We start from the raw sequence: 22,842 nt of genomic DNA, 5'->3' as shown, positions 1-22,842 counted from the left end.
AATTAGAGTTAATGCAGTACAGAGTGCATAAATTATTCAACAAAAAAGGAGCAATTTGCTCCTTTTTTGTATGCGTTGTGATTAATTAAAGTGCAACGCTTACTAAAAATCTAAAATTTTGGACCGCCGCCGCCCATCATGCCCGGTGGCAACATGCCTTTCATACCGCGCATCATTTTTTGCATGCCGCCTTTACCTTTCATTTTTTTCATCATTTTTTGCATCTGCGTAAATTGTTTAAGCAACTTATTGATCTCTTGTACCTGTGTGCCAGAACCTGCTGCAATACGTTTTTTACGCGACCCTTTAATGATTTCTGGACGAGCTCGCTCCTGTTTTGTCATAGAGCTGATGATAGCCTCCATTTGAATGAAGGTTTTATCACCCATCTGACCTTTTACCGCGTCAGGTAAATTAGACATCCCAGGGAGTTTATCAAGCATCGACATCATGCCGCCCATATTTTTCATTTGCTTTAACTGGTCAGCAAAGTCATCCAGCGTAAAGCCTGCACCTTTAAATACTTTTTCGGCAACTTTGGCAGCTTGCTCTTTATCCACTTTCATTTCGACTTCTTCGATTAATGAAAGTACATCACCCATGCCTAAAATTCGCGATGCAATTCGGTCAGGGTGGAAAGGTTCAAGTGCGTCTGTACGTTCACCCACACCCATAAACTTAATGGGTTTACCCGTAATATGACGAATAGATAAAGCAGCACCGCCTCGGGCGTCACCATCTGTTTTAGTTAATATCACACCAGTAAGTGGCAGAGCTTCGTCAAATGCTTTTGCAGTATTTGCCGCATCTTGACCCGTCATAGCATCAACAACAAATAATGTTTCAATTGGGTTGATAGCTGAATGAAGATCTTTAATTTCATCCATCATGTCGCTATCCACATGTAAGCGACCCGCTGTATCAACTAATACAACATCAATAAATTTCTTTTTAGCGTGTGTAATAGCCGCAGTAGCAATATCAACAGGCTTTTGTGAAATATCACTTGGAAAGAAATCTACATCAACTTCTGTGGCTAACGTTTCAAGCTGTTTTATTGCTGCAGGACGATAAACATCGGCACTAACAACAAGCACTGATTTTTTCTTGCGCTCTTTTAAAAACTTAGCAAGTTTACCAACACTGGTCGTTTTACCGGCACCTTGCAAACCAGCCATCATAACAACTGCTGGCGGTTGTGCGTTTAAGCTCAGCTCTTCGTTTGCTTCGCCCATCGCTTTTTCAAGCTCTTCACGCACAATTTTTACAAACACTTGCCCAGGCGTTAAGCTTTTAGTTACCTCAACACCCACTGCACGTTCTTTAACTTGCTTTACAAAATCGCGAACAACTGGCAAAGCCACATCGGCTTCCAAAAAGGCCATGCGCACTTCGCGAAGAGTATCTTTAATGTTGTCTTCTGTTAGGCGGCCACGGCCACTGATATTTTTTAAGGTTTTACCTAATCGTTCTTGGAGATTCTCAAACATGTATCGGTTCCGATAAAACGTTATACCAATTTAATTACTCAGCCGATTTAGCTACTAGCTCGACTAATGACATTGATATTATTAAATTTGAATTAAAAACAGTATACCGTAAATAGTGGTGGACAATACAGTGTTCAAGTGCAGTGAATTAAGTTTCTTTTTTAAGGTCTATTCATTTGCGTTGCTATAAAATACAATACGTTTGTACTTGCAAGGATTTTTTGACTCAAATTAAGTGGCCCAAGCAAAATGCTGATCATCAGTTTAACTATTATCACCAGTTTATTTTATGTGTTAGCAACGTCACACGTGCTTTCACGGCTTTTTCATAAACAAGGCCCAAACCAAAAAGTAACTGTTATCTTGAGTACCGTCGCTATATTGGCGCATATGTTGTTATTGGTGAACTCGGTGTTTCGTTCTGACGGTCAAGATCTAAGCATTGTAAATGTCGCACTGCTAACCTGTTGGGTTATCGTTGTGTCTGTAACAGCTGTCTCCTTAAAATTTCCAGCCACTTTATTATTGCCCGTAGTGTATGGCTTTGCAGCGCTTTTATCTGTTGCAAGCTTATTTATACCCCATCATATATTGCTGCAAAGTATAGATGTTGAGCTTGGTTTGGTTGCCCACATATCACTTTCCCTACTCGCTTACTGTATCTTAATTATTGCAACCTTATACGGCGTGCAATTTTACTTTATAGATAAACGCCTTAAGCGCAAAGATCTCGCCATTGTGCATAGCCATTTACCTCCGTTGATGGTTGTTGAGCGCCAGCTTTATCAACTGCTTAATCTTGGTACTGCGCTGCTTACAATTGCACTCGTGTGCGGGTTTGTATTCCTCGATGGCATGTTTGCCAAAGAGTTTATTCATAAAACCATACTTTCGTTGGTGGCATGGGCTATTTTTGTTGTAGTCGCCCTTGGCCATATTAAACAAGGCTGGCGTGGTAAACCTGTGGTAATTACCATCATGGTTGCAGCATTTGTCCTCACATTAGCTTATTTTGGCAGCCGTTTTGTACAAGAAGTCGTACTAAACAAGTTTTAACTTGACTCTAGTTGCTCACTCTAGCTTAATACGCATTGATTTATAAAAAAAGGATCCATCGTTGGACGACATATCGACAAGTACCCTGTTTATCACGTTAGGATTATTGGTACTTTTTTCTGCTTATTTTTCTGGTTCTGAAACTGGGATTATGTCAATCAATCGTATACGCCTGCGACATCTTGCAAAGCAAGATCACCGTGCAGCTAAACGAGTCAGTAAATTACTTAGCCGTCCCGATAGGCTTATTGGCCTCATTTTAATTGGTAACAACCTAGTAAATATAGCCGCAGCTCAAGTTGCCACTATTATAGGTATCCGCCTATACGGTGATTTAGGTATCGCAATAGCAACTGGTGTACTTACCTTGGTTGTGCTTATATTTGCTGAAGTAACACCTAAAACACTCGCAGCCCTTTACCCTGAAAAAGTAGCCTTTCCAAGCTCAGTGATACTTAAAGGCTTGCTGAAAATCATGTTTCCGTTTGTTGTAGTTGTTAACTGGCTAACTAACGGCATATTACGTTTATTTGGTATTAGTGCAGCTCAAATCGATGAGCACAGCATGAGCAAAGAAGAATTAAAAACAGTCGTGAACGAATCAGGTGCTTTATTACCTGCTCGTCACCAAAGCATGCTGACTTCAATCTTAGATTTAGAACAAGTTACTGTTGAAGATATTATGATTCCACGTAACGAAATTGTGGCGATTGATATAAACGACGATTGGAAAGTAATTAGCCGCCAGCTAACACATGCACAACATACACGTGTTTTGTTGTATCGCGATAATATTGATGATGCTGTCGGTTTTATTCACTCACGTGATGCGCTGCGACTTTTAACAAAAGAGCAATTTGATAAACCTTCACTATTGCGTGCAGTTCGCGAAATTTACTTTATCCCCGAAGGCACATCGTTAAATACACAACTGTTTAAGTTTCAACAATCAAAAGAGCGAATTGGTATAGTTGTTGATGAATACGGCGATATTCAAGGCCTAGTAACCCTTGAAGACATTTTAGAAGAGGTGGTGGGCGATTTCACGACCACTCAAACACGTACGCCAAGTGAAGAAGTGACAACACAACCTGATGGCTCGTTTATTGTAGATGGTGGCGCAAACGTCCGTGACTTAAATAAAGAAATGGAATGGGACTTTCCTCTTGATGGCCCTAAAACATTAAGCGGCTTAATTGTTGAATATTTAGAAGATATTCCTGACGCAAATATCAGTTTACGTATTGCGGGATACCCATTAGAAGTACTCGAAGTAAAAGAAAACATGATTAAACAGGTTAAAATACAACCTAAAAAACGTACTCGTCAATAACAAATAAGGAGCCATAAGGCTCCTTATATACGCTGTTGTCCGATTAAGTAAATAACCGCTCCAACCAGCCTTTATCAAGCTCATCTTCACATCGCTTTAATTGCGTGCCATAACGACTTGCTCTATTTTTTACTTTGTTGGCTACGCTCATTAACCATTTTTTCTTCTTATATGTGCCACGTTTATACCCGCCCCAGCCTTCATGATAATTAAGATATTGAGCGTAAGCATCCCATTTTGAAATGCCGTTTACTTTATGCGTTTTATAAACAAACCACGCCATAAAGTCGATTGCATCATCAAAGTCATCCCTATCTGCCCCGCTGTTACCTGTTTCACGAACGTAATCAGCCCAAGTAGGCGTTTTAGCTTGTGAATAACCGTAGGCTGAGCTTGCTCTACCTGTTGGTATAATCCATAAAAAATATTCCATAGGCGGAGCTGCATCGTGCTTAAACGAACTTTCTTGATACATCATGCTCATGAGAACATGTTTAGGAGAGCCCCACTTGTCTTGCGCGTCTTTTGCATCAAAATACCAGTCAGGCTTTTCTTCAAAAATTTTGCAAAGATCATTTGGCTGTTTAGGTGGCGCTGTAGCACACCCGGCAAGGGAAAAAGCGAGAGTGAGAGATAAAATAAGTGCTTTTTTGTTCATTTTTTGTGTTCTCACTGAACTTTCATAAAAAGTGTTGGTCGTAATAATTAATGCAGCCGTATAGCATTGTTTCATCCCTGAATATTATTTACGCAGCCATAATAGCTGCGTTTTTTTTGAGTGCATGTTGGCTATCAGTTTTTATGAAAATACTCATCTAAAAACGCTGTAAACGACTGCGCATCTGCATTTTCTATATTACGCTGCGCTTCATTTGACTGCTCAACTTGCTGCTCGAGCCACGGCTTTAAAAACTCACTGTAATCTGTTTCTATGTGGCTTTGCTTATACTTATTTGCTAATTCTAAAGCAAAGTGACCATTGTCTAAACCTGACTCTTTTAGTTTTGCTACATATCGCCCAGAGTAAGTAAGCGAAGGATCATTAACCCACGTGCCCATTCGCTCAATTGTTTCAGAGTAATAACTTACGCCGTAAGCTTTATCCATCCACTTTGCAATATCAGTCAATTGAGCAAATATTTGATTCCCCCAAGATTGCAGGCTACGCGGAGTATTATTATCGTTGAGCATCAACCCTTGCTCTCTCCCCTGATTTACAACCGCATCTAAATTTTCAGTACTGCGAGACTGTTCTTTCCAATCCATGTTTGGTGAATCTTTTAATAAGCAATACGTTAAAAATACATCTAAAAAGTGAATTTGCTCTATATCGATACCCACTTCACTAAATGGGTTTACGTCTAATGCACGAATTTCAACATATTCTATACCCGCTCTCAATAGTGCATCTGTTGGCGTCTCACCACTGTTCGCATTACGTTTAGGGCGAATTGGCGAATAAAATTCATTTTCTATTTGCAGAATATTTTTATTTAACTGTTTTGGCTGTTCGCTAGTGTAGTCGTCAATGTCGCTGTATATATCTGATGGCGTATTGATGGCCTTTTTCAAACCAGCAACATATTCATCAAGCGAGTTATACATGACACGCAAGGACGATTGTGCGCTGTTTGTGTAACCTAAGTTACCTAAACGCAGTGCAGTGCCGACCTCTAAGTACAAGGTACCTTTACCTAACTTTTTAAAAGGTAAATCTGTTTTACGACCTTGCAAAAATGAGTTACACAGGGCAGGCGATGCGCCAAACATATAACTAATAAGCCACAGCTCGCGTTTGAAGTTTCTTATCAGCGATAAATAACCATCAGATATAAAATCCTGCAAGCTCGTATTACTTTGCTTTAACGAATGCAGAGACTTCCAAAGTGACTCTGGAAAAGAGATATTAAAATGCACGCCAGCAATAGCCTGCATCATACTGCCGTATCGATTTTTTAGCCCTTCACGGTAAAGCGTCTTCATTTTGCCTATATTCGAGCTACCAAACTGAGCAAGTACGATATCGTCTTGGTGGTTGATGAAGCACGGCATACTGATAGGCCAAAGCAGTTCGTCACCCATATTTTCAAGCGTGAACTTTTGTAGGTCGCGCAGCTGCTTTAATGTTTGCGTTGATGACTCGCTAACCGGTGTAATAAATTCAAGTAAAGATTCAGAAAAGTCAGTCGTTATATGACCATTGGTTAGTGCACTCCCTACCCCTTTAGGATGACCTGTAGGAGATATAGCACCGTTGCTTTGTATTCTTAGCGACTCTCGTTCAATGCCACGTTTAATGCCTTTAATTGCGTTTTGGTGTTCACCAGTCGATAACGCGTTAAGCGCATTTGTTAGATCTTGTGTTGTCAAAAATATTTCCTCGGGCCACGTGGCTTAATCATACGGTTATGGGGGCTAATTACCGATTACTCAAGATTAAATTGTTAAGAACCATTTAGTTTTTTCAATTAGTCTTAAAATCCCTAATTTGAGCATACGCTTGATTTAACTATCTTCGTAAAATTATGTTGTAATCTTGCCATTGCTATTTACTTTATACAATTGCTTTACGAAGGTATTTACTAATAACACGGTATGCAATGAAGCATTAAACCAATGCGGATAGGAGACCTGTTATTTCGATTAAAGAATTCAATTTTATTTCGCTGACGTTATTAACCACAGAAATCTTGATATAGATCAATAAAGCATTCAATTCATCGTCAATATAAACATAATCGAGCTTTAATTTTGCTTTGTGTAAATAACTGAATATACTTCAGTTAATTAAAAAGGATGATAGTGAATGCAATGCACAGTAATAAAACATTAATTAATGAAGAAGTTCATTTTGATGAGTCACAAGAGCTTGTTTCAACAACCGATTTACGCGGTGTTATTACCTACGCTAATACAGAATTTTGTACAGTTGCTGGTTACTCAATACAAGAGCTTGTTGGCAAAAACCATAATATAGTTCGCCACCCAGATATGCCTAAAGCAGCGTTCAAAGAAATGTGGGAAACATTAAAACAAGGTCACTCTTGGCGCGGCATGGTAAAAAATCGCTGTAAAGATGGCCGTTACTATTGGGTTGACGCTTTTGTTACGCCAATTTTTGAACATGGCCAGCTGGTTGGCTACCAATCAGTAAGAACAAAACCGAGTCAAGCACTCAAAAATAAAGCGCAAAGCTTATACAACACCCTTAATGCTAATAAATCATTGTTCAGTATTCGCGAACAAACTGGAGTTAGGCAGAGTATCACCATAGCGTGTGTGTTACTTTGGTTAATAAGCTCTTTAGTATTTGCTCCAATAGCCATTGCTTTACTTAATGTTATTGTTTGTATATTAGTAATCGCCCTAAATTACGATGAGCTTGTTGCAACCCCTAAAATATTGCGCGAGCATAAAGCTAAATCGGACTCTGTTTCTCGCTATATATACAGCGGTACCACAGCCCACAGCGTTAGTGACTTCAAAGAACAACTGCTAAATGCCAAGTTGCGTACTGTACTTGGGCGAATGAAAGATTCAACTCTTAATTTTAATAGTATTGCGACTAATTTAGACAAACAATCAACACTTACAAAGCAAGGAATTGCTTCTCAGGGTGAGCGCTTGGAACAGATTGCATCTGCGATGACTCAAATGGGATCGACCATTGGCGAAATTTCAGTAAACACAGCTGAAACGGCAGATAAAGTAAACGCAACGCATAGCAGTTGCTCTGAAATCAAAATACACATTGCTGATAATAGTAATATGATTTCTGAACTAGCAGTGCAAGTTGAGCATGCAGCAACCACCGCAAGTAGCTTGGCCTCAGAGGCTGACAAGATTGGTCAAGTAATGAGTGAAATAGAAGGCATTGCAGATCAAACAAACTTACTTGCACTTAACGCAGCAATAGAAGCAGCTAGAGCCGGTGAACATGGCAGAGGGTTTGCTGTCGTTGCCGATGAAGTAAGAACTTTATCGTCTCGTACACAAAGTGCTACAACACAAATTCACAGCTCAATAAAAGAAATACAAGATACTTTATTTAGCTGGTCAAAAGTGATGCAAGACACAAAAGAGCAAGCCGATAATTGCGTAAGCACCACAGAAAAAACGCAAGTAGAGCTAGAAGGTATCTTTTCTCAAATTAGTGAAATATCGCATTTAGCCATTCAAATATCGTCTGCAGCAGAAGAGCAACAAATGGTGAGTAACGATATCAGCAACAATGTGACTGATATTAAAGCCTTTGGCGATAACAATTTGAGTTTAAGCTTTGAAGTAGCTAAAGGTGCAGCAGAACTGGTTGAAGGCTCACGAAAAGTAAATGACTTACTATTAACTTTTAAAGTATAAACATTATAGGTTAAAAAAACCGCTTAGCTTTAGGAGATAGACAACTAAGCGGTTTTTATTATTTACCGGCTAGTAAATACTAACCCATCGCTGCCTGCATCAATAACAATGACACATCCTGGAATGTAATCACCATTAAGTAACTTTTGTGCCAACGGGTTTTCAATTGTTTGTTGAATAGCCCGCTTTAATGGACGCGCGCCGTATACAGGATCAAACCCACTTGCAGCAATAGTATCGAGCGCCGCATCGCTAATTTCTAGTAAGTACCCCATCTCAGTTAAACGTTCACGTAACTTCATTAACTGAATATCAGCAATCTCTTTAATGTGCTGATTCGCTAGCGGATGAAATACCACGGTTTCGTCAATGCGGTTTATAAACTCAGGTCTGAATTCACTGATCAATACATCCATTACTTTTGATTTTAGTGTTGCGTAATCATTATTACCCGCCTGCTCTTGAATAATATCTGAACCTAAATTTGAGGTCATGATGATTACGGTATTTTTAAAATCAACAGTACGCCCTTGTCCGTCGGTTAACCTACCATCATCAAGTACTTGTAATAAAATATTAAACACGTCAGGGTGTGCTTTTTCTATTTCATCAAGCAATATGACCGAATATGGCTTACGGCGAACAGCTTCTGTTAAGTAGCCCCCTTCTTCATACCCTACGTACCCAGGAGGCGCACCTACTAAACGGGCAACAGAATGTTTTTCCATAAACTCAGACATATCAATGCGCACCATGGCATCTTCTGTGTCAAACATAAACCCAGCAAGGGCTTTAGTAAGCTCTGTTTTACCTACGCCTGTTGGCCCTAAAAACAAAAATGAGCCAATCGGTCGGTTTGGATCAGCAAGCCCAGCTCGGGAGCGACGAATAGCGTTAGACACCGCAACAACTGCCTCGTCTTGCCCTATTACTTTACTGTGCAATCTATCTTCCATTTGCAGTAGTTTTTCACGTTCACCTTGCAACATGCGTGACACTGGAATACCTGTCCAACGAGAGAGTATCTCTGCGATTTCATCTTCGCCTACTTGGTTTTTAAGCAGCGTCATGTCTTGCATTTCGGCTTGTGACGCTAAGTCTAATTTGCGTTCAAGTTCGGGTATACGACCATATTGCAACTCAGACATGCGCTGTAAATCACTTGCTCTGCGAGCAACGTCTAAGTCGAGCCGAGCTTGCTCAAGCTCAGCTTTAATAACTTGCGTACCTTGCAGTGATGCTTTTTCTGCATTCCAAATTTCATCGAGTTCGCGGTATTGGCCGTCAAGATCGGTTATAAGCTCTTGCATTTCACTGCGGCGCTTTTGACTTGCCTCATCTTTTTCTTTAGCGAGAGCATTATCTTCAAGTTTTAACTGAATAATGCGGCGTTCAAGCTTGTCCAATGACTCAGGCTTCGAATCAATTTGCAAACGAATAGAAGAACCTGCTTCATCAATTAAATCTATTGCTTTATCGGGAAGCTGGCGGTCGCTAATATAACGATGCGATAACTGCGCGGCAGCAACAATTGCAGGGTCGGTGATTTCAACTGAGTGGTGCAGTTCATAACGTTCTTTTAAACCACGCAATATTGCAATAGTGTCTTCAACTGAAGGCTCTTCGATTAATACTTTTTGAAAACGGCGCTCAAGGGCTGCATCTTTTTCTATGTATTTACGGTATTCGTCTAGTGTGGTTGCGCCTACACAATGCAGCTCGCCACGTGCGAGCGCTGGCTTAAGCATATTGCCTGCATCCATTGCGCCATCGCTTTTACCTGCACCTACAATGGTATGAATTTCATCAATAAATAAGATGACTTGGCCTTCTTCTTTAGCCAACTCGTTTAAAACCGATTTTAAACGCTCTTCAAATTCACCTCTAAATTTAGCACCAGCAACCAAGGCTCCTAAATCAAGTGACAATACACGTTTATTTTTTAATCCCTCTGGTACTTCACCATTAATAATACGCTGCGCTAAGCCTTCTGCTATGGCAGTTTTACCCACCCCAGGCTCGCCAATAAGTACCGGGTTGTTTTTAGTTCTGCGCTGTAATACCTGAATGGTACGGCGTATTTCGTCGTCTCGACCTATAACGGGGTCAAGCTTGCCTTGCTCTGCACGCTCGGTTAAATCAATTGTATACTTTTCTAAAGCTTGGCGCGTTTCTTCCGCATTCGGATCATCAACTTTTTGACCCCCACGGATTGCTTTTATGGCGCTTTCTATTTTTGTTGCAGTGATATTAAGCGATCTCAAAATATCCCCAAGCGGGCCTTTATCATCGCACGCAGCAAGAACAAATAACTCACTAGAAATAAATTTATCTTTGCGCTTTTGAGCGTACTTATCACATAAATTTATAAGCGTAGCCATATTATTAGATAACTGTACATCGCCCCCAACGCCTTCAACTTTGAATAGCTTTTCTATTTCTTGGGATAACTTTGTATTAAGCTCGTCTGCACTTACACCTGTTTGAGCAAACAAGGCACGAACGCTTGAACCACTCTGTTGAAGGAGTGCATACATTAGGTGAACGGGTTCAATAAATTGATGATCGCGGCCAAGGGCAAGTGATTGCGCATCAGAAAGCGCAGATTGAAATTTACTTGTAAATCTATCTAAACGCATGAGGGGTTACCTATTAAAAAATCTAATTGATTAATAAATGGGTATGTTGCACGATTTGTTCAAGGTACGAAAGAAAATATATTCGCTAAATGATTAATTACTTGCGCCAGATCAAACTAGCCATTCGCCCTGTTTGCCCATCTCTTCTATAAGAGAAAAATAAATGTGATTGAGAAACTGTGCAGTACTCACCACCAGCAATAGTTATTACCCCTAGCTGTGATAATAAAATACGCGCTATACCGTATATATCAGCATAATACTTGTTATTGAGGTGCGGCTTGAATGCATCTGAGAATAAAGGCGATTGACTATTAAATGCTTCAAAAACCTCTACACCAACCTCAAACTGATCAGGCCCTATTGCCGGACCAAGCCAAGCATATATATTTTCTGGTTTAGCGTTAAAGCATTTAAGTGTATTTTGAATAATGCCTTGCTTTAACCCTCGCCAGCCACCATGAATAGCCGCTACCTCAGTCCCATCATTACTCGTAAGTAATATAGGTAGGCAATCGGCAGTCATTATAGCCAAAGGTTGGTCAACTAGGCGCGTATAGAGTGCATCGGCATTATGTAATTTATTAAAATCAAACTGCTGATCAACTGTAATTACATCTGCGCTGTGAATTTGATTTAACCAGGTAGCTGGATTTGGAAGGAAGTTATTTAATACTGAGCGATTTTTTAAAACGTTAGCTTGGCTATCATTAACATGAAGCCCCAAATTTAAACTGTTATAGGGTGCCTTTGATACGCCGCCTTCACGTGTGGTACTGAGGGTACTCACATTATGAAGGCTTTGCCATGTTGCTGATAGCAACTGCATTATCTATCGATATCTGGGTTAGCCTGAGTATCTTCACGAAGTGCTAACGTCATTTCTACCATATCATCTGGAATAGGTGCTTGCCACGTCATCATTTCGCCCGTGATTGGATGCGCAATACTTAGTTTTACCGCATGTAACGCTTGGCGTTTAAAACTTCTAAGCAGTTCAAACAATTGCGGTGTTGCACCCTTTGGTGGACGAGGACGACCGTTGTATGACTGATCACCAATTAATGGGTGGTTCAAATAAGCCATGTGTACACGAATTTGGTGAGTACGGCCTGTTTCTAAACGCAAGCGCAAACGCGTATGCGCACGAAATTTTTCAGCAACACGGTAATGAGTAATAGCTGGCTTACCCATTTCATGCACTGCCATATGAGTACGCTGTGTTGCATGGCGACCAATTGGTTTTTCAACCATACCACCCGCTGTCATAGTGCCGTTACAAAGCGCTTCGTATTCACGAGTGAAATTTTCACGCTTTTGTAGTGCCTTAACAAGGTGTGTTTGCGCCTGAATTGTTTTAGCAACAACCATTAAACCTGTTGTATCTTTATCTAAGCGGTGCACAATACCTGCTCGTGGCACATTAATAATGTCAGGGTAATGGTGTAATAATGCATTAAGCACTGTGCCATCTGGGTTACCAGCACCAGGATGAACCACTAATCCCATAGGTTTATTAATAACTAAAATATGGTCATCTTCATAAACAATGTTTAAGTCGATATTTTGTGCAAGGTATTCACGCGGTGCTTCAATGGTTGTTTCAACATTTAACACTTCACCGCCTAACAGTTTTGTACGCGGTGTGTTTAATATTTCGCCATCAACGGTGATTTTATCATCCAAAATCCAAGTTTTTATACGTGAACGTGAATAATCAGGGAACAATTGCGCTAATACTTGGTCTAGACGTTTACCACCTAAGTCGGTTGGAACCTCGGCTTGAAGAGAAATTTGCTCTGTCATTCGTAACTTTACCCAATTTACCAGTGCAAGCTTTGCTCGACTGGGTTAGAATCGCTTTTAATAAAAGCATAATATAATACGTATAGTTTACTCGGTTTTACCGACTTGGCCTAGCCGAAGACATCGAAGGTAACAAATAAAATGATAAATAAAATAGGGAAACGTGCATTTGCCATCGTTTTTTCAGTTTCGGTACTTAGTTTAGGTGCCTGTTCGTCAGCACCTGACCAAGAAGACATTCAACGTGTACCAAATAGATCAGCACAAGCTTTATACGAAGATGCAAAAGAAACATTAGATTCAGGCTTATATGCACGTGCAATTGAGCTTTTATCAGCGATTGATTCGCGCTACCCATTTGGGCCATTCTCAAAACAAGTGCAAATGGATTTAGTGTATGCTCATTACCAGTCGGGTAACACTGAACAAGCATTAGCAACCATTGACCGTTTTATCCGTTTGAATCCAAATCATAAAGATCTAGATTACATGTATTACATGCGTGGTTTGGTAAATATTAAAGCAGACAAAAACGCGTTCCAAGAATATTTTGGTATTGATAGAGCAGACAGGGATGCGAACAGAACCCGCGTTGCTTTTACTGATTTATCAACGCTTGTAAAACGTTTTCCACAAAGCGGTTACGCACCAGAAGCAAAACGTCGCTTAGTATGGTTATTAAACCGTATGGCACGTTACGAGCTAAAAGTAGCTACATACTACTATGAGCGCGAAGCGTACTTAGCAGCTGCTAACCGTGGTAAATTTGTTGTTGAACACTACTCACAAAGTAGTTACTTAAACGCAGCCCTTGATATGATGCAAAAAAGCTATGAAAAATTAGGTTTAACCGAATTAAGTCAAAACGCTAAAAAAGCACAAGCGCTGAATAAAAGAACACAGTAAATACAAAAAAGGCGCTTTAAAGCGCCTTTTTACTGCCTAAGCTATTTAAGCTTAAATTAGATTGCGTCTTCATCTTCCTCAGCGGTACGAATACGAACTACACGCTCAACCTCAGTGACAAATATTTTACCGTCACCAATTTTTCCGGTTTGTGCAGTTTTAACAATAACTTCAATCGCGCGATCTACACTTTCGTCAGCAAGTACTATATCAAGTTTCACTTTTGGCAAAAAATCAACCATATATTCAGCACCACGATAAAGCTCAGTGTGCCCTTTTTGACGACCAAAGCCTTTTACTTCACTCACGGTCATGCCGTTAATGCCTACCTCTGACAGCGCCTCGCGTACATCATCAAGTTTAAACGGTTTTATAATTGCTTCTATTTTTTTCATATTAATTACTTTTTAAAGCCTTAGATGCCACGATTTTAGACAATCATAAGGTTCATAGCAAACAAAGCAATTGAATTACGGTGATAAATTAATCAGCCATGATATAATTTTGGCCATATAAGAATCGTAATATAAAAATTAGCTGTAAATGAGATCGTTATGAAGATTAAACAATCAGGATTCACACTTTTAGAATTAATGGTAACCGTCGCAATTGTTGGCATTATAGCATCTATCGCTTTTTGGAATAGTAGCGACATGTTAGAAGAAAACCGTGCTGAAAACTTTTTACTTGAGCTGAAAAGAAACATTAGCTACGCGCGTTCTCAAGCTGCAAGCACCGATGAAATAGTTGTAATATGTGCAGCGCAACATGGTGAAGTAAAAAACCAAAACGATAATATGCAATGCCGAAACCGATGGGATAGGAATAAAATTATTATTGTTTTTATCGACTCTGATAACAGTGGCCACTACAACAAATCCACCGACTCATTATTACGCGTTATGGAAAAAATTAGCCTAGAAGATAAAGTTAAATTTACAGGTAACTCAAGGCGGCTACGGTTTAATACCAGTGGCCGAATTACAACAAACCCAGGAGAGTTTGTTTTTTGTCCTAACAACGGCACAGATAACAATAAAGCCCTCAGTGTTTCTCAATCTGGTACGGCGTTTTATTTAGGTGATAGTGCAAAAACTTGCGGTTAAAAAACAACCAATTCAGCTTGTCATATTTTATTCATTTACTAAACTAAATTAAAAGATAATTAATTTAGGACTTCAGGGATGAGGTTATCAATATCGAAATGTAAAGGGATCACGCTTCTTGAACTAATGCTTACACTCGCTGTTGTAAGCATTATCAGTCAAATATCTATGTGGTACTACCCAGATTTTCTAGCAAAAAACCGGCTAGAGAACCACGTTAACCTTCTGCATCGAACTATCAATTATGGTCGACTTTACGCAATTGAAAATAGTACTTACGTTACTCTTTGCTCGTTAAACGAAGGCGAATGTTCAAAAGATGAATGGGATGGTCAAATGTCTTTGTTTATCGATCTAGATAAATCAACAACATTAGATGACGATGAATTGTTACTTAGTACCTTTGAAAGAATAAATGAGGCTGATGCGCTTGAATACCCTCGCACTGCAATCACGTTTCGCCCTGATGGCTCATTAAACGGCTTTCAAAATGGGACGTTTATTTACTGCCCAAATGAAAAAGCCAACCTCGAAGGGTTGGCTTTGTCGGTGAGCCAAACTGGCAGAATAAGAATTAAATCAACCGATAAGTGTCAAAAAAATTAAACTCAACGGCCCCAGCAATAGTCAATATCTGAGTTACCTTTAGCGCCTTTAGCACCCTTTAGACCTGTATCGGTAATAGATAACTCCTTGCAGTCGTTATCACCTTTTACAGCACCTGCTATTGGCTTTGCTTTTATTGTAAATGCATTGCCATCAACGACATCAATGGATAATTCAAAATGTCCATTTTCGGTTTTATCTTGAAGTCCTAAGTCTGCAAATGTTTCTGTATATTCACGGTTATCAACAAAAAACTGCTCTTGCTTATTAGCTGTATCTAAAAGTGCTGCAGCAGCTTCTGCTCTTGATGCCCGCTTTACATATTCAGTGTAATTGGGCACTGCCACAGCCGCTATAATGCCAACAATAGCCACCGCTATCATCAGCTCACTCAAGGTAAATCCAAGTTGCTTATTCATTTTTAGTCCTTAGTTTCCAACTTCATCGTTTTCTTCACGCTTATAGATATACGTCTGTTGCGTTCTAAATCCAAAGCCTAATGCGTTATCAGGGTTCACAAGCTGTACTTTACCATCAACCACATTTAAACCAGGACCTGTGATCTCCACCGGCTTCATTGGGTTTTGTGCATTTTCCCCTTTTATACCCGGTCCAATAAGATAAAATTGGCTTTCTTGTGTTACAGATAATGTTGGGTTGTCATCACACTTACCATCGCCATTACCATCTGCACACGAAGGACCTTCTCCAAAGTAAAGTTGCGGTGTATCTGGTACATCGTAACTGGTTGAAAATTTCAGGTCGTCATACACTTTTGTCCCGTAATGCAGGTGGAAAGCATACAATGAGCCCCCCCCGCCACTAAGCGAACATTGGTTTTCTGTTGATGTTTCTGACGCTGGAGTAAAGCTAGTAAAGTACGCAACACCACCCACTACCGTCGAAGCGGCAAGCGACTTCTCTCCGGTGCCTAACTCATAGCGCCAACCATTGAATTTTGCTAAATCTATTTCTAGGTCTACAAAATCGTCCACATCATCAAGTGCATTACCAAACGGGTCTGAATTCATCAGCATCAAATCATCTGGTTTAATGGTGTCTGGTGCGTTAGTTTTAAACGTTTGTGTAACTGTGTTTTCATCTCTTATCATGAACAGTTGGTCTTGCTCATTTGTACCCGTTGGTTTAGAACGGTTACCACTACCAATAACTATTGCATCATACGGTGTATCTAAACGTGTAATCACCTTTTTACCGTTAACCGTCGTTTCTGATACTTTGCTATAAATAGTACGCGCAACAAGCGGCTTGTAAAAAAAGCGTCTATCCTCTGTTGCTTTGTTACTGCCAAGTTCTGCCAGTTTAAAATGGCTAAAATCATTGGTATTTGTGCCTGGCATATCTATACGCCACACATCACCGCCTGTATCGGCTGCGTATATTCTGTCTATATAACCATCATAGTCAGAATCTAACGTGGTAATATTTGCAGCAATACTGTGCTTGCCCTTAAAACCATTAATGCTAGGCGTTAATGCCCACACTCGTTTACCTGTTTCAGCCTCAACAATATATATACCTCGGCCAATACTATCATTACTTCGAATAGCTTCATCTTTATTTGTATCGTAGCCAGCTCCAAATACAAGTAATGGTTTATCACCAAATGCTTTGATATAAGCTATCTGTGGCTTAGACCATGTTTGCCCCAGCTCTTGAAATTGACCTTTACCGCCTTCAATTGGGTTATCCCACAATTTTTTAGGCTCATCTGGGTTAGTAATATCCAGTGCATAGTAATTTTCACCACCGCGACGCATACCCGCAAACGCCCACACTTTGTCGTCCCCACTGGCATCAATAATGCCATCATTTAATCCATCGCTGTTTAGGTTTTTATTACTAAAATAAACACTAATGGGTCCATCCATACCGTAAACTTTTGTATCGGCTTGGTTATTCCTAAGCGGCTCAATAATGTCGTATAAGGCTGAAGGAATAAATGCCCAGCTTTCACTCACACTGGTATCAGAATCTTTAAACATATGTAAAAAGCCTGCATTAGTGCCAATTAAAACCCTAATATCATCGTTACCATAATCGATAGCAACGGGCTTAGAATGTAAAGGGTCGCCAAATATATCATTTCGCTGATCAACGCGAGATCCATCGCCATCTTCATCGTCTACGTCAATACCCATTGCCCATTTAATATCATTACTCGATAAACTAATTGGGTTATCGTCAACCAAATCAAGAATGTCTGTTACAGTACTTGTATTAAACGTAATAACTTGTCCTTGATTCTCTGTGTATAAGTTACGGCTGTCTGAATCAAGATTAGTTAAATGAAGATTTACTCCACCTTGGGCCACCAAATTACCATCAGCAGCTTCACCGCTAGGTAACCAAAACGTTTTGGCACTTTCGTCAATAAGTCCATTTTCATCAAGAGCTTGGTTACCTGTTGAGTCAACAATTTGACTGCCTGATACTTTTAACTTTTTTAGGTTACCGCGCCAACGGGCACCGGTTTCAGGGTAAAACATAGCAAAATATATTGCGTCGCGGCTTCGGGTTTGATCCACGTTATTACTTGCCACAGAAGGCGATGAAAAGCTGTCGTTTACCTCTCTAATACGAGAAATTGTATTTTTGAGTGCTTCAGATAACGCCTCAGATGTCCGAGCTTCTAAGTACTGGCCGCCACCAACAGAAGCCGCTCCCTCTAGTAATTTAATACCGTCTTCACTCATACCTGTACCAAAACCAATGGTATATACCCTGCCAGTGTCTAATACATCACTTGTGTCTGTATATAGATCTACTTTTGTGTCATTGGTACCATGAATAATTTTAGATAAAGCCACTAAATAGCTATTTGAATAGTCACCATCAACAAAAGGGATTGAGTCGTCAAATATATCATTGTGCACATTTTTTATTTGATTATCACGGCCACTATCATTCGTAGGGTCGCCATCTGTCATTAATATTAAATTTATTGAATTGTCACATCTCAAAGGGTCGCCTGAATTTTTTTTAAAAGGCGACTTATAGTTCCCGCTTGCATCTGCGCTTTTATCCCGATTGTTTATACCATTTGCAAAATCGAGGCTTGAACCTGTTATATAACGGTAGGCTTCCCAGAGAGTCTCTGTTATTGGCGTTGAACCGCTAGCTGGTAAGTCATCGATTTCGTTTAATATATTTGATTTACTAGCGCCAGATCTTGCAAGTACATAACCTCCAGAGTTTCCGTTAAAACGCATTAAACCAAAATCAATATCATCGTTATCATTGACTAGTTGTTTAATAGCATTTTTAGCCACTAAAAGTCTGCTATCTTCACAAATAGCTTGGGCGTACCCGTTAACTGATTTATAACACTGCTGCGTATAGTTAAAATAAGTCTGACTTTTAAAACAATCTGATTGATAAAATTGCCCATTTTGATAGCGACGATAGCACTGCCCACCATCAGTAACATCCCAAGCCATACTACCGGACGTATCAAATATCATTAATACTCTTGGGTTTTCATCTGTTTCAACATTATGGTTTACATATAACTCAATGTCTTCTGCACTTGCTGTTGCACTGACTGCTAAGCCAAGTAATGCCGCTAGCACTTTGTTTAATTTAAAATTCATCTTAAATTCCCTTACTCATACTAGCCATTTCTTGTGCTACACCTGTCACAATTGTGAGTGAATGCTTTGCTTTAGATCCATATTCAACGGTAGTAGCAACTTGTACCATGTTGCACGATATACCCGCTGTGAAGTTAAAGCGCCTGGGGCATTCTAAATCAAGTGCACCTTGATTTAAGTTAATCATTTTACTTTGCATATCGCCGTGCGTTGCAATTGTCATACCTTCACCGTTGTCTCCAGAATGGTGTGAGACTTCATCGGGTGTTAAAAAAAACTGGTTTGCAGCCCCTTTGTTAGCCTCATCAGAAATCATTCTTTGAACTTCACCAATAAGTTCGTTTTCAGCGACTTCTCGTTCTTGCGCTGCATTTGTAATTTTAACGTCAATACTGCTGCTACTCATCAGTGTTACAGCAATACCAGTGACGGCTATTACCATAATTAATGCAGTAATAAGCACAACACCTTGTTGTTTTGTAGGTGAGTTTTTTAAATACGCCATAAGTTTGATCCAACGTTGTTTAATCGAATTGTGGTAGTGAACACGGTGCGTCTGTAACTGTCATTAAATGTTAACTGGCGCTTATTATCGTCTTCGCCCAAGGTATATGTTTGGTTCTTTAATTTAAGCCCGGGGTCTTCTTGTAAAGCTCTTATCAATAAGAATACTTGAACGGTTAAAATACCCTTTCGGTCTTCCCAGTCTGAATGTTCCATATCGCCGATACTTTTATAGGTATCAATTCGGCTGTCGTTATTTGTATCGAGGCCAAAAACAAAGCGCATATTTTCTACGCCTTCCATTATTGTCTCTGTAGAAATATTAGCCCCCACCAAGCGTTTTCTCATCAATGCGGGAACAGTAATATTTTTATTATTAACTTTGTACATTTGCTCTGAAATGTAATAAACGTGGTGGCTATAAGGCCAAACCGTTGCATTAATATTTAGGGCACCAGCATTGACTACGCCGCGAACAAATTGCGCCTTTTCTTGCTCTGCAACAAAGTAGTTTTGACCTGCTTGGGTTTCGTTTCCTGCGGCTCCTACTGTTAAGCGGTTACCTTGTAAAAATTTAAGCTGTAAAATATCTGTACTTTTAACAGGGTTACTCACGCAATTTAGTTCTTTGGACTCTTCTGCAACCTTTGCATAAATGGTTCTAAAGTTAGTGGCAGACGCTAAATCAGGAAAACTCCCGTTATTAGCCCCTTCAAAACAATCTGGTGCAGGAGTTGTTGCCGTCGCCCTTGTTGTATTCCCTGCGACAAAAGAGTCATCGTAGTATGTGCCCCAAAATCCAATTTGTTCTATATCACGCTGCATAATGTTAATAGCAAGGCGCGCAGACTCTTGGATCTCACCTATGGTCATGGTGTCTTTTGTGGTTACTTTCATGCCAATGTAGGTGAACATAACGCCGCCAAGTACTAAGCCCCCTATAAAAAGCGAGATCATCATTTCTACAAGGGTAAAACCTTTTTGCTTAATGCTCATGCTTAACTCCTAAGGTAAATGTAACTAGTTAAAACCACTAAACGGCGCTTTTTGTCTGATTCGCCACACTCAATTGCGGCTGTTGCATCATTGGCTGTAAATTCTTGTCTCCCTTGCCATGAAATAATCACTTCTAAATTAAATGCTTTACCACCTGAGCCACCAACTGCTGTTGGCCTAATACACACAGTTGCGTCATCTAAGGCGCCTGTATTTTCTCGCGCTCTAATCGCGCGTTTCCATTGTTCTAAATCTAAAGCTGCAACTTGCGCTGCACTGCAGCTTGCTGTGAAGCAAGTTTGAGACGTTGTTGTAGAGGTTTCACTATTAAATGTTTTAGCGTAAAGCCCAACTAATTGCGGTGTATCATTTGCACGAATACGTTGAATAATATCGTTTCCTAGCGCAACAGCGGCAGCTCGCTGCATAGAATCAAAGCTTGCCTGCTTAGCTTTAGCTTGCAAAGCCACGGCCCCTAATAAGCCAAAACTTAAAATAATAAATGCAATAAGTACTTCAATTAGTGTGAAGCCTTTTTGAAATTTTGTTTGAGACGATTGCATACCAAAACCAAATAAAAAATTGTCTGATTGTAAGTTTATGGCATTAAAATTTAGATTCAATACTTACTAGGATAAGCGGTAGGATTTGTTGATAAACGGTTAACAGCTAGGCATTTAATATATCTTTAACTGCTTTTAGTTCCCGTCGGCTTACAGCTAAGTGCTCTTTGCAACCAACAAGTTCTATTGTATGTACCCCTGTATTTTGTGTTTTCAAACATAGCAGCTTACTTTTGTTTACTAAGGTATTTCTATGAATTCGTAACAACTGGGCGGGGTAAAGTAGCTCTAACTGTTTTAAACTCTGTTCTATAAAGGCTTCTCCACCTTCAAAAACCATGTTTGTGTATTTTTGCTGCGCGATAAAATAAATAATGCTGTCAAGCTCTACACTTTTTATAACCCCTGCCACCTGGTAACTAATTTTAGCTGATTGCTGTTTTTGCACATGCGCTTTATTTAAACGCCCTAGCTGATCTAGCACTTTACTTAAAGATTGGTCGGTAATAGGTTTAACTAGATATCCCGCAGCACTTAATTGCAGGGCATCTAATGCATGCTCTGGGTGAGCCGTAACAAACACAATAGCGGGTGGTAAAGGCATTCTGTTTAGCTTATGCGCTACCTCTAAGCCATTCATTCCTGGCATATCGACATCTAAAAAAATTAAATCAGGGTTATACTTTTTAGCAAGCTCTAACGCTTCATTCCCATTCGCTGCCTCTGCTTTTATCACTATGCTTTTGTCAACTGCTAAAAGCCGTTTTAATCGCGTCCTAGCTAATGGTTCATCATCAACAATCAGTACATTCATACGCTATTCTCAATATGTTTAGGAATAACGACTTTCACCCTGTATACGCCATCCCTATTAGTAATAGTAAGCTGCGCTTTATTTTTGTAATAAATATTTAAACGCTGGCGAATATTATCAAGTGCCATTCCATTATTAGGCCTAGTCTGCTCCTTTGAAGCTGTAATTGGGTTTGAAACAATCATTGTTATATAGCCGGTGGTGATATGCAGCTCTACATTTATTGTCGCGCCGTCTTCACTTGTTTCAACACCGTGGCATACTGCGTTTTCAATTAATGGCTGAAGTGTTAAACACGGTATATTTAATGCTGGTAAATCTGAGGGAATGTGCCAATTAACTTTTAATCGCTCACCAAAGCGCCAAGTTTCTAAGGCAATATATTGCTTACTCAGTGTTACCTCATCGTTTAACTGCACGCTTTGCCCTGAACGCATTGCCGCTTGTGACAATGCAGCTAATGCTAAAATAGCTTGCTCTGCAGCCGCGGCATCGTGATGCGTTAATTCTGCGGCTGTATTTAAGCTGTTGTATAAAAAATGTGGACGAATTCGTGCTTGCAAAGCGTCTAACTCAGCACGGGAAAGTGCCTTAGTTTGTAGCTCTTTTTCAGCATAGATAAGCAAAAACTGTACAAATAAAGCAACCAAAAATGCAACAATAATAGTATTTTGAATAACAAAATAAATAAGGTGTTCAGTTGTATTTATATCAAACGCAAAGCGCGAAAATAAAACACTGAATAGGCTGGTAAATAATAAAAAGGAAACAAAAAAAAGTGAAAGCTGTAGAGTACGTGTACGCTTTTGTAAAAAGTGCCGAGCTATATATAACGAGGAAGTACTTGATAAAACAATTAAATGTAAAAATAGGCTAATTATTCCGAGCCTAAGCCATATATCACCCTGAGCGTGCGGAGCAAATGCTAAAACAACCGCAATAACTTGAGTAACAACAAGCGAAGCAAGTACACCTCGCTCATTAAAAAGAGCTGAAAAAAGCAATACATCCGATTGAGGCGTTTTGCTCATCACAGCTCTCCTTGTAATC

20 protein-coding genes are annotated in these 22,842 nt (G+C 39.8%); 6 read left to right on the top strand and 14 right to left on the bottom strand.

Annotated elements, in window-relative coordinates:
- Nucleotides 1–110 precede the first annotated feature (110 nt).
- Entirely contained in the window at nucleotides 111–1,490 is a 1,380-nt protein-coding gene (gene ffh / locus ATS72_RS00615; protein ID WP_006792800.1) for a signal recognition particle protein, read from the bottom strand.
- A 249-nt stretch (nucleotides 1,491–1,739) separates the two neighbouring features.
- On the opposite strand from ffh, the gene ATS72_RS00610 reads away from it, so the two are divergent.
- Together ATS72_RS00610 and ATS72_RS00605 are read left to right on the top strand one after the other, a co-directional pair.
- Nucleotides 1,740–2,546, top strand: a complete 807-nt coding sequence (locus ATS72_RS00610) for a cytochrome C assembly family protein (protein ID WP_006792799.1) — start codon at nucleotides 1,740–1,742, stop codon at nucleotides 2,544–2,546.
- A 61-nt stretch (nucleotides 2,547–2,607) separates the two neighbouring features.
- Entirely contained in the window at nucleotides 2,608–3,879 is a 1,272-nt protein-coding gene (locus tag ATS72_RS00605; RefSeq protein ID WP_008132535.1) for an HlyC/CorC family transporter, read from the top strand.
- A gap of 43 nt (nucleotides 3,880–3,922) precedes the next feature.
- Here ATS72_RS00605 and ATS72_RS00600 read toward each other — a convergent pair whose 3' ends face one another.
- Complete coding sequence (locus ATS72_RS00600) at nucleotides 3,923–4,537, bottom strand: transglycosylase SLT domain-containing protein (RefSeq protein ID WP_008132536.1); 615 nt, start codon at nucleotides 4,535–4,537, stop codon at nucleotides 3,923–3,925.
- A gap of 134 nt (nucleotides 4,538–4,671) precedes the next feature.
- Nucleotides 4,672–6,249, bottom strand: a complete 1,578-nt coding sequence (gene gshA, locus ATS72_RS00595; RefSeq protein WP_058428567.1) for a glutamate--cysteine ligase — start codon at nucleotides 6,247–6,249, stop codon at nucleotides 4,672–4,674.
- A 441-nt stretch (nucleotides 6,250–6,690) separates the two neighbouring features.
- Between gshA and ATS72_RS00590 the strand changes: the two genes are divergently transcribed.
- Nucleotides 6,691–8,238, top strand: a complete 1,548-nt coding sequence (locus ATS72_RS00590; protein WP_058429156.1) for a methyl-accepting chemotaxis protein — start codon at nucleotides 6,691–6,693, stop codon at nucleotides 8,236–8,238.
- Nucleotides 8,239–8,300: 62 nt separating this feature from the next.
- Here ATS72_RS00590 and clpB read toward each other — a convergent pair whose 3' ends face one another.
- From clpB to rluD, 3 genes are all read right to left on the bottom strand, one after another.
- A complete protein-coding gene (clpB, locus tag ATS72_RS00585; RefSeq protein ID WP_006792794.1) occupies nucleotides 8,301–10,877 on the bottom strand; it encodes an ATP-dependent chaperone ClpB in 2,577 nt (858 codons plus the stop codon).
- Between the two features lie 97 nt (nucleotides 10,878–10,974).
- Entirely contained in the window at nucleotides 10,975–11,706 is a 732-nt protein-coding gene (gene pgeF / locus ATS72_RS00580; protein WP_058428566.1) for a peptidoglycan editing factor PgeF, read from the bottom strand.
- Nucleotides 11,706–12,683 (bottom strand): 23S rRNA pseudouridine(1911/1915/1917) synthase RluD, encoded by a 978-nt coding sequence (gene rluD, locus ATS72_RS00575; protein WP_006792792.1) that lies wholly within the window; start codon nucleotides 12,681–12,683, stop codon nucleotides 11,706–11,708. Before rluD ends, pgeF begins: the two co-directional genes overlap by 1 nt.
- 141 nt (nucleotides 12,684–12,824) lie before the next feature.
- Between rluD and ATS72_RS00570 the strand changes: the two genes are divergently transcribed.
- On the top strand, nucleotides 12,825–13,589 hold the full coding sequence (locus ATS72_RS00570) for an outer membrane protein assembly factor BamD (RefSeq protein WP_006792791.1): 765 nt from the start codon (nucleotides 12,825–12,827) through the stop codon (nucleotides 13,587–13,589).
- 56 nt (nucleotides 13,590–13,645) lie between these two features.
- Here ATS72_RS00570 and glnB read toward each other — a convergent pair whose 3' ends face one another.
- On the bottom strand, nucleotides 13,646–13,984 hold the full coding sequence (gene glnB / locus ATS72_RS00565; RefSeq protein WP_006792790.1) for a nitrogen regulatory protein P-II: 339 nt from the start codon (nucleotides 13,982–13,984) through the stop codon (nucleotides 13,646–13,648).
- Nucleotides 13,985–14,143: 159 nt separating this feature from the next.
- Between glnB and ATS72_RS00560 the strand changes: the two genes are divergently transcribed.
- Both ATS72_RS00560 and ATS72_RS00555 read left to right on the top strand, forming a co-directional pair.
- Complete coding sequence (locus ATS72_RS00560; protein WP_008132542.1) at nucleotides 14,144–14,695, top strand: GspH/FimT family pseudopilin; 552 nt, start codon at nucleotides 14,144–14,146, stop codon at nucleotides 14,693–14,695.
- Between the two features lie 78 nt (nucleotides 14,696–14,773).
- Entirely contained in the window at nucleotides 14,774–15,301 is a 528-nt protein-coding gene (locus tag ATS72_RS00555; protein WP_008132543.1) for a GspH/FimT family pseudopilin, read from the top strand.
- Between the two features lie 2 nt (nucleotides 15,302–15,303).
- On the opposite strand, the gene ATS72_RS00550 is transcribed toward ATS72_RS00555, so the two are convergent.
- From ATS72_RS00550 to ATS72_RS00520, 7 genes are all read right to left on the bottom strand, one after another.
- Nucleotides 15,304–15,720, bottom strand: coding sequence for a type IV pilin protein (locus ATS72_RS00550; RefSeq protein ID WP_058428565.1), 417 nt, complete (start codon nucleotides 15,718–15,720; stop codon nucleotides 15,304–15,306).
- 9 nt (nucleotides 15,721–15,729) lie between these two features.
- Entirely contained in the window at nucleotides 15,730–18,915 is a 3,186-nt protein-coding gene (locus ATS72_RS00545; RefSeq protein ID WP_058428564.1) for a pilus assembly protein, read from the bottom strand.
- A gap of 1 nt (nucleotide 18,916) precedes the next feature.
- Entirely contained in the window at nucleotides 18,917–19,420 is a 504-nt protein-coding gene (locus tag ATS72_RS00540; protein ID WP_006792785.1) for a hypothetical protein, read from the bottom strand.
- On the bottom strand, nucleotides 19,408–20,415 hold the full coding sequence (locus ATS72_RS00535; protein ID WP_082650909.1) for a PilW family protein: 1,008 nt from the start codon (nucleotides 20,413–20,415) through the stop codon (nucleotides 19,408–19,410). The genes ATS72_RS00540 and ATS72_RS00535 overlap by 13 nt, the downstream gene beginning before the upstream one ends.
- Before the next feature lie 2 nt (nucleotides 20,416–20,417).
- Nucleotides 20,418–20,978: a type IV pilus modification protein PilV gene (pilV, locus tag ATS72_RS00530; protein WP_008132554.1), complete on the bottom strand. Its 561-nt coding sequence runs from the start codon at nucleotides 20,976–20,978 to the stop codon at nucleotides 20,418–20,420.
- Nucleotides 20,979–21,084: 106 nt separating this feature from the next.
- Nucleotides 21,085–21,792: a LytR/AlgR family response regulator transcription factor gene (locus ATS72_RS00525; protein ID WP_010555933.1), complete on the bottom strand. Its 708-nt coding sequence runs from the start codon at nucleotides 21,790–21,792 to the stop codon at nucleotides 21,085–21,087.
- Nucleotides 21,789–22,823: a sensor histidine kinase gene (locus ATS72_RS00520; protein ID WP_058428563.1), complete on the bottom strand. Its 1,035-nt coding sequence runs from the start codon at nucleotides 22,821–22,823 to the stop codon at nucleotides 21,789–21,791. Before ATS72_RS00520 ends, ATS72_RS00525 begins: the two co-directional genes overlap by 4 nt.
- Nucleotides 22,824–22,842: the final 19 nt, after the last annotated feature.

Origin of the sequence: Pseudoalteromonas sp. 13-15, assembly GCF_001468205.2 — a bacterium.
Classification (GTDB): Bacteria; Pseudomonadota; Gammaproteobacteria; order Enterobacterales; family Alteromonadaceae; genus Pseudoalteromonas; species Pseudoalteromonas marina.
The sequence above is the reverse complement of the archived record's forward strand: the minus strand, read 5'-3'. Positions and strand labels throughout refer to the sequence as shown.

Bases quoted from the DNA above. Each gene is read 5' to 3' on its own strand.
- ffh (WP_006792800.1), bottom strand. From the start codon at position 1,490: ATGTTTGAGAATCTCCAAGAACGATTAGGTAAAACCTTAAAAAATATC.
- ATS72_RS00610 (WP_006792799.1), top strand. From the start codon at position 1,740: ATGCTGATCATCAGTTTAACTATTATCACCAGTTTATTTTATGTGTTA.
- ATS72_RS00600 (WP_008132536.1), bottom strand. From the start codon at position 4,537: ATGAACAAAAAAGCACTTATTTTATCTCTCACTCTCGCTTTTTCCCTT.
- ATS72_RS00590 (WP_058429156.1), top strand. From the start codon at position 6,691: ATGCACAGTAATAAAACATTAATTAATGAAGAAGTTCATTTTGATGAG.
- clpB (WP_006792794.1), bottom strand. From the start codon at position 10,877: ATGCGTTTAGATAGATTTACAAGTAAATTTCAATCTGCGCTTTCTGAT.
- pgeF (WP_058428566.1), bottom strand. From the start codon at position 11,706: ATGCAGTTGCTATCAGCAACATGGCAAAGCCTTCATAATGTGAGTACC.
- rluD (WP_006792792.1), bottom strand. From the start codon at position 12,683: ATGACAGAGCAAATTTCTCTTCAAGCCGAGGTTCCAACCGACTTAGGT.
- ATS72_RS00570 (WP_006792791.1), top strand. From the start codon at position 12,825: ATGATAAATAAAATAGGGAAACGTGCATTTGCCATCGTTTTTTCAGTT.
- glnB (WP_006792790.1), bottom strand. From the start codon at position 13,984: ATGAAAAAAATAGAAGCAATTATAAAACCGTTTAAACTTGATGATGTA.
- ATS72_RS00560 (WP_008132542.1), top strand. From the start codon at position 14,144: ATGAAGATTAAACAATCAGGATTCACACTTTTAGAATTAATGGTAACC.
- ATS72_RS00555 (WP_008132543.1), top strand. From the start codon at position 14,774: ATGAGGTTATCAATATCGAAATGTAAAGGGATCACGCTTCTTGAACTA.
- ATS72_RS00550 (WP_058428565.1), bottom strand. From the start codon at position 15,720: ATGAATAAGCAACTTGGATTTACCTTGAGTGAGCTGATGATAGCGGTG.
- ATS72_RS00545 (WP_058428564.1), bottom strand. From the start codon at position 18,915: ATGAATTTTAAATTAAACAAAGTGCTAGCGGCATTACTTGGCTTAGCA.
- ATS72_RS00540 (WP_006792785.1), bottom strand. From the start codon at position 19,420: ATGGCGTATTTAAAAAACTCACCTACAAAACAACAAGGTGTTGTGCTT.
- ATS72_RS00535 (WP_082650909.1), bottom strand. From the start codon at position 20,415: ATGAGCATTAAGCAAAAAGGTTTTACCCTTGTAGAAATGATGATCTCG.
- pilV (WP_008132554.1), bottom strand. From the start codon at position 20,978: ATGCAATCGTCTCAAACAAAATTTCAAAAAGGCTTCACACTAATTGAA.
- ATS72_RS00525 (WP_010555933.1), bottom strand. From the start codon at position 21,792: ATGAATGTACTGATTGTTGATGATGAACCATTAGCTAGGACGCGATTA.
- ATS72_RS00520 (WP_058428563.1), bottom strand. From the start codon at position 22,823: ATGAGCAAAACGCCTCAATCGGATGTATTGCTTTTTTCAGCTCTTTTT.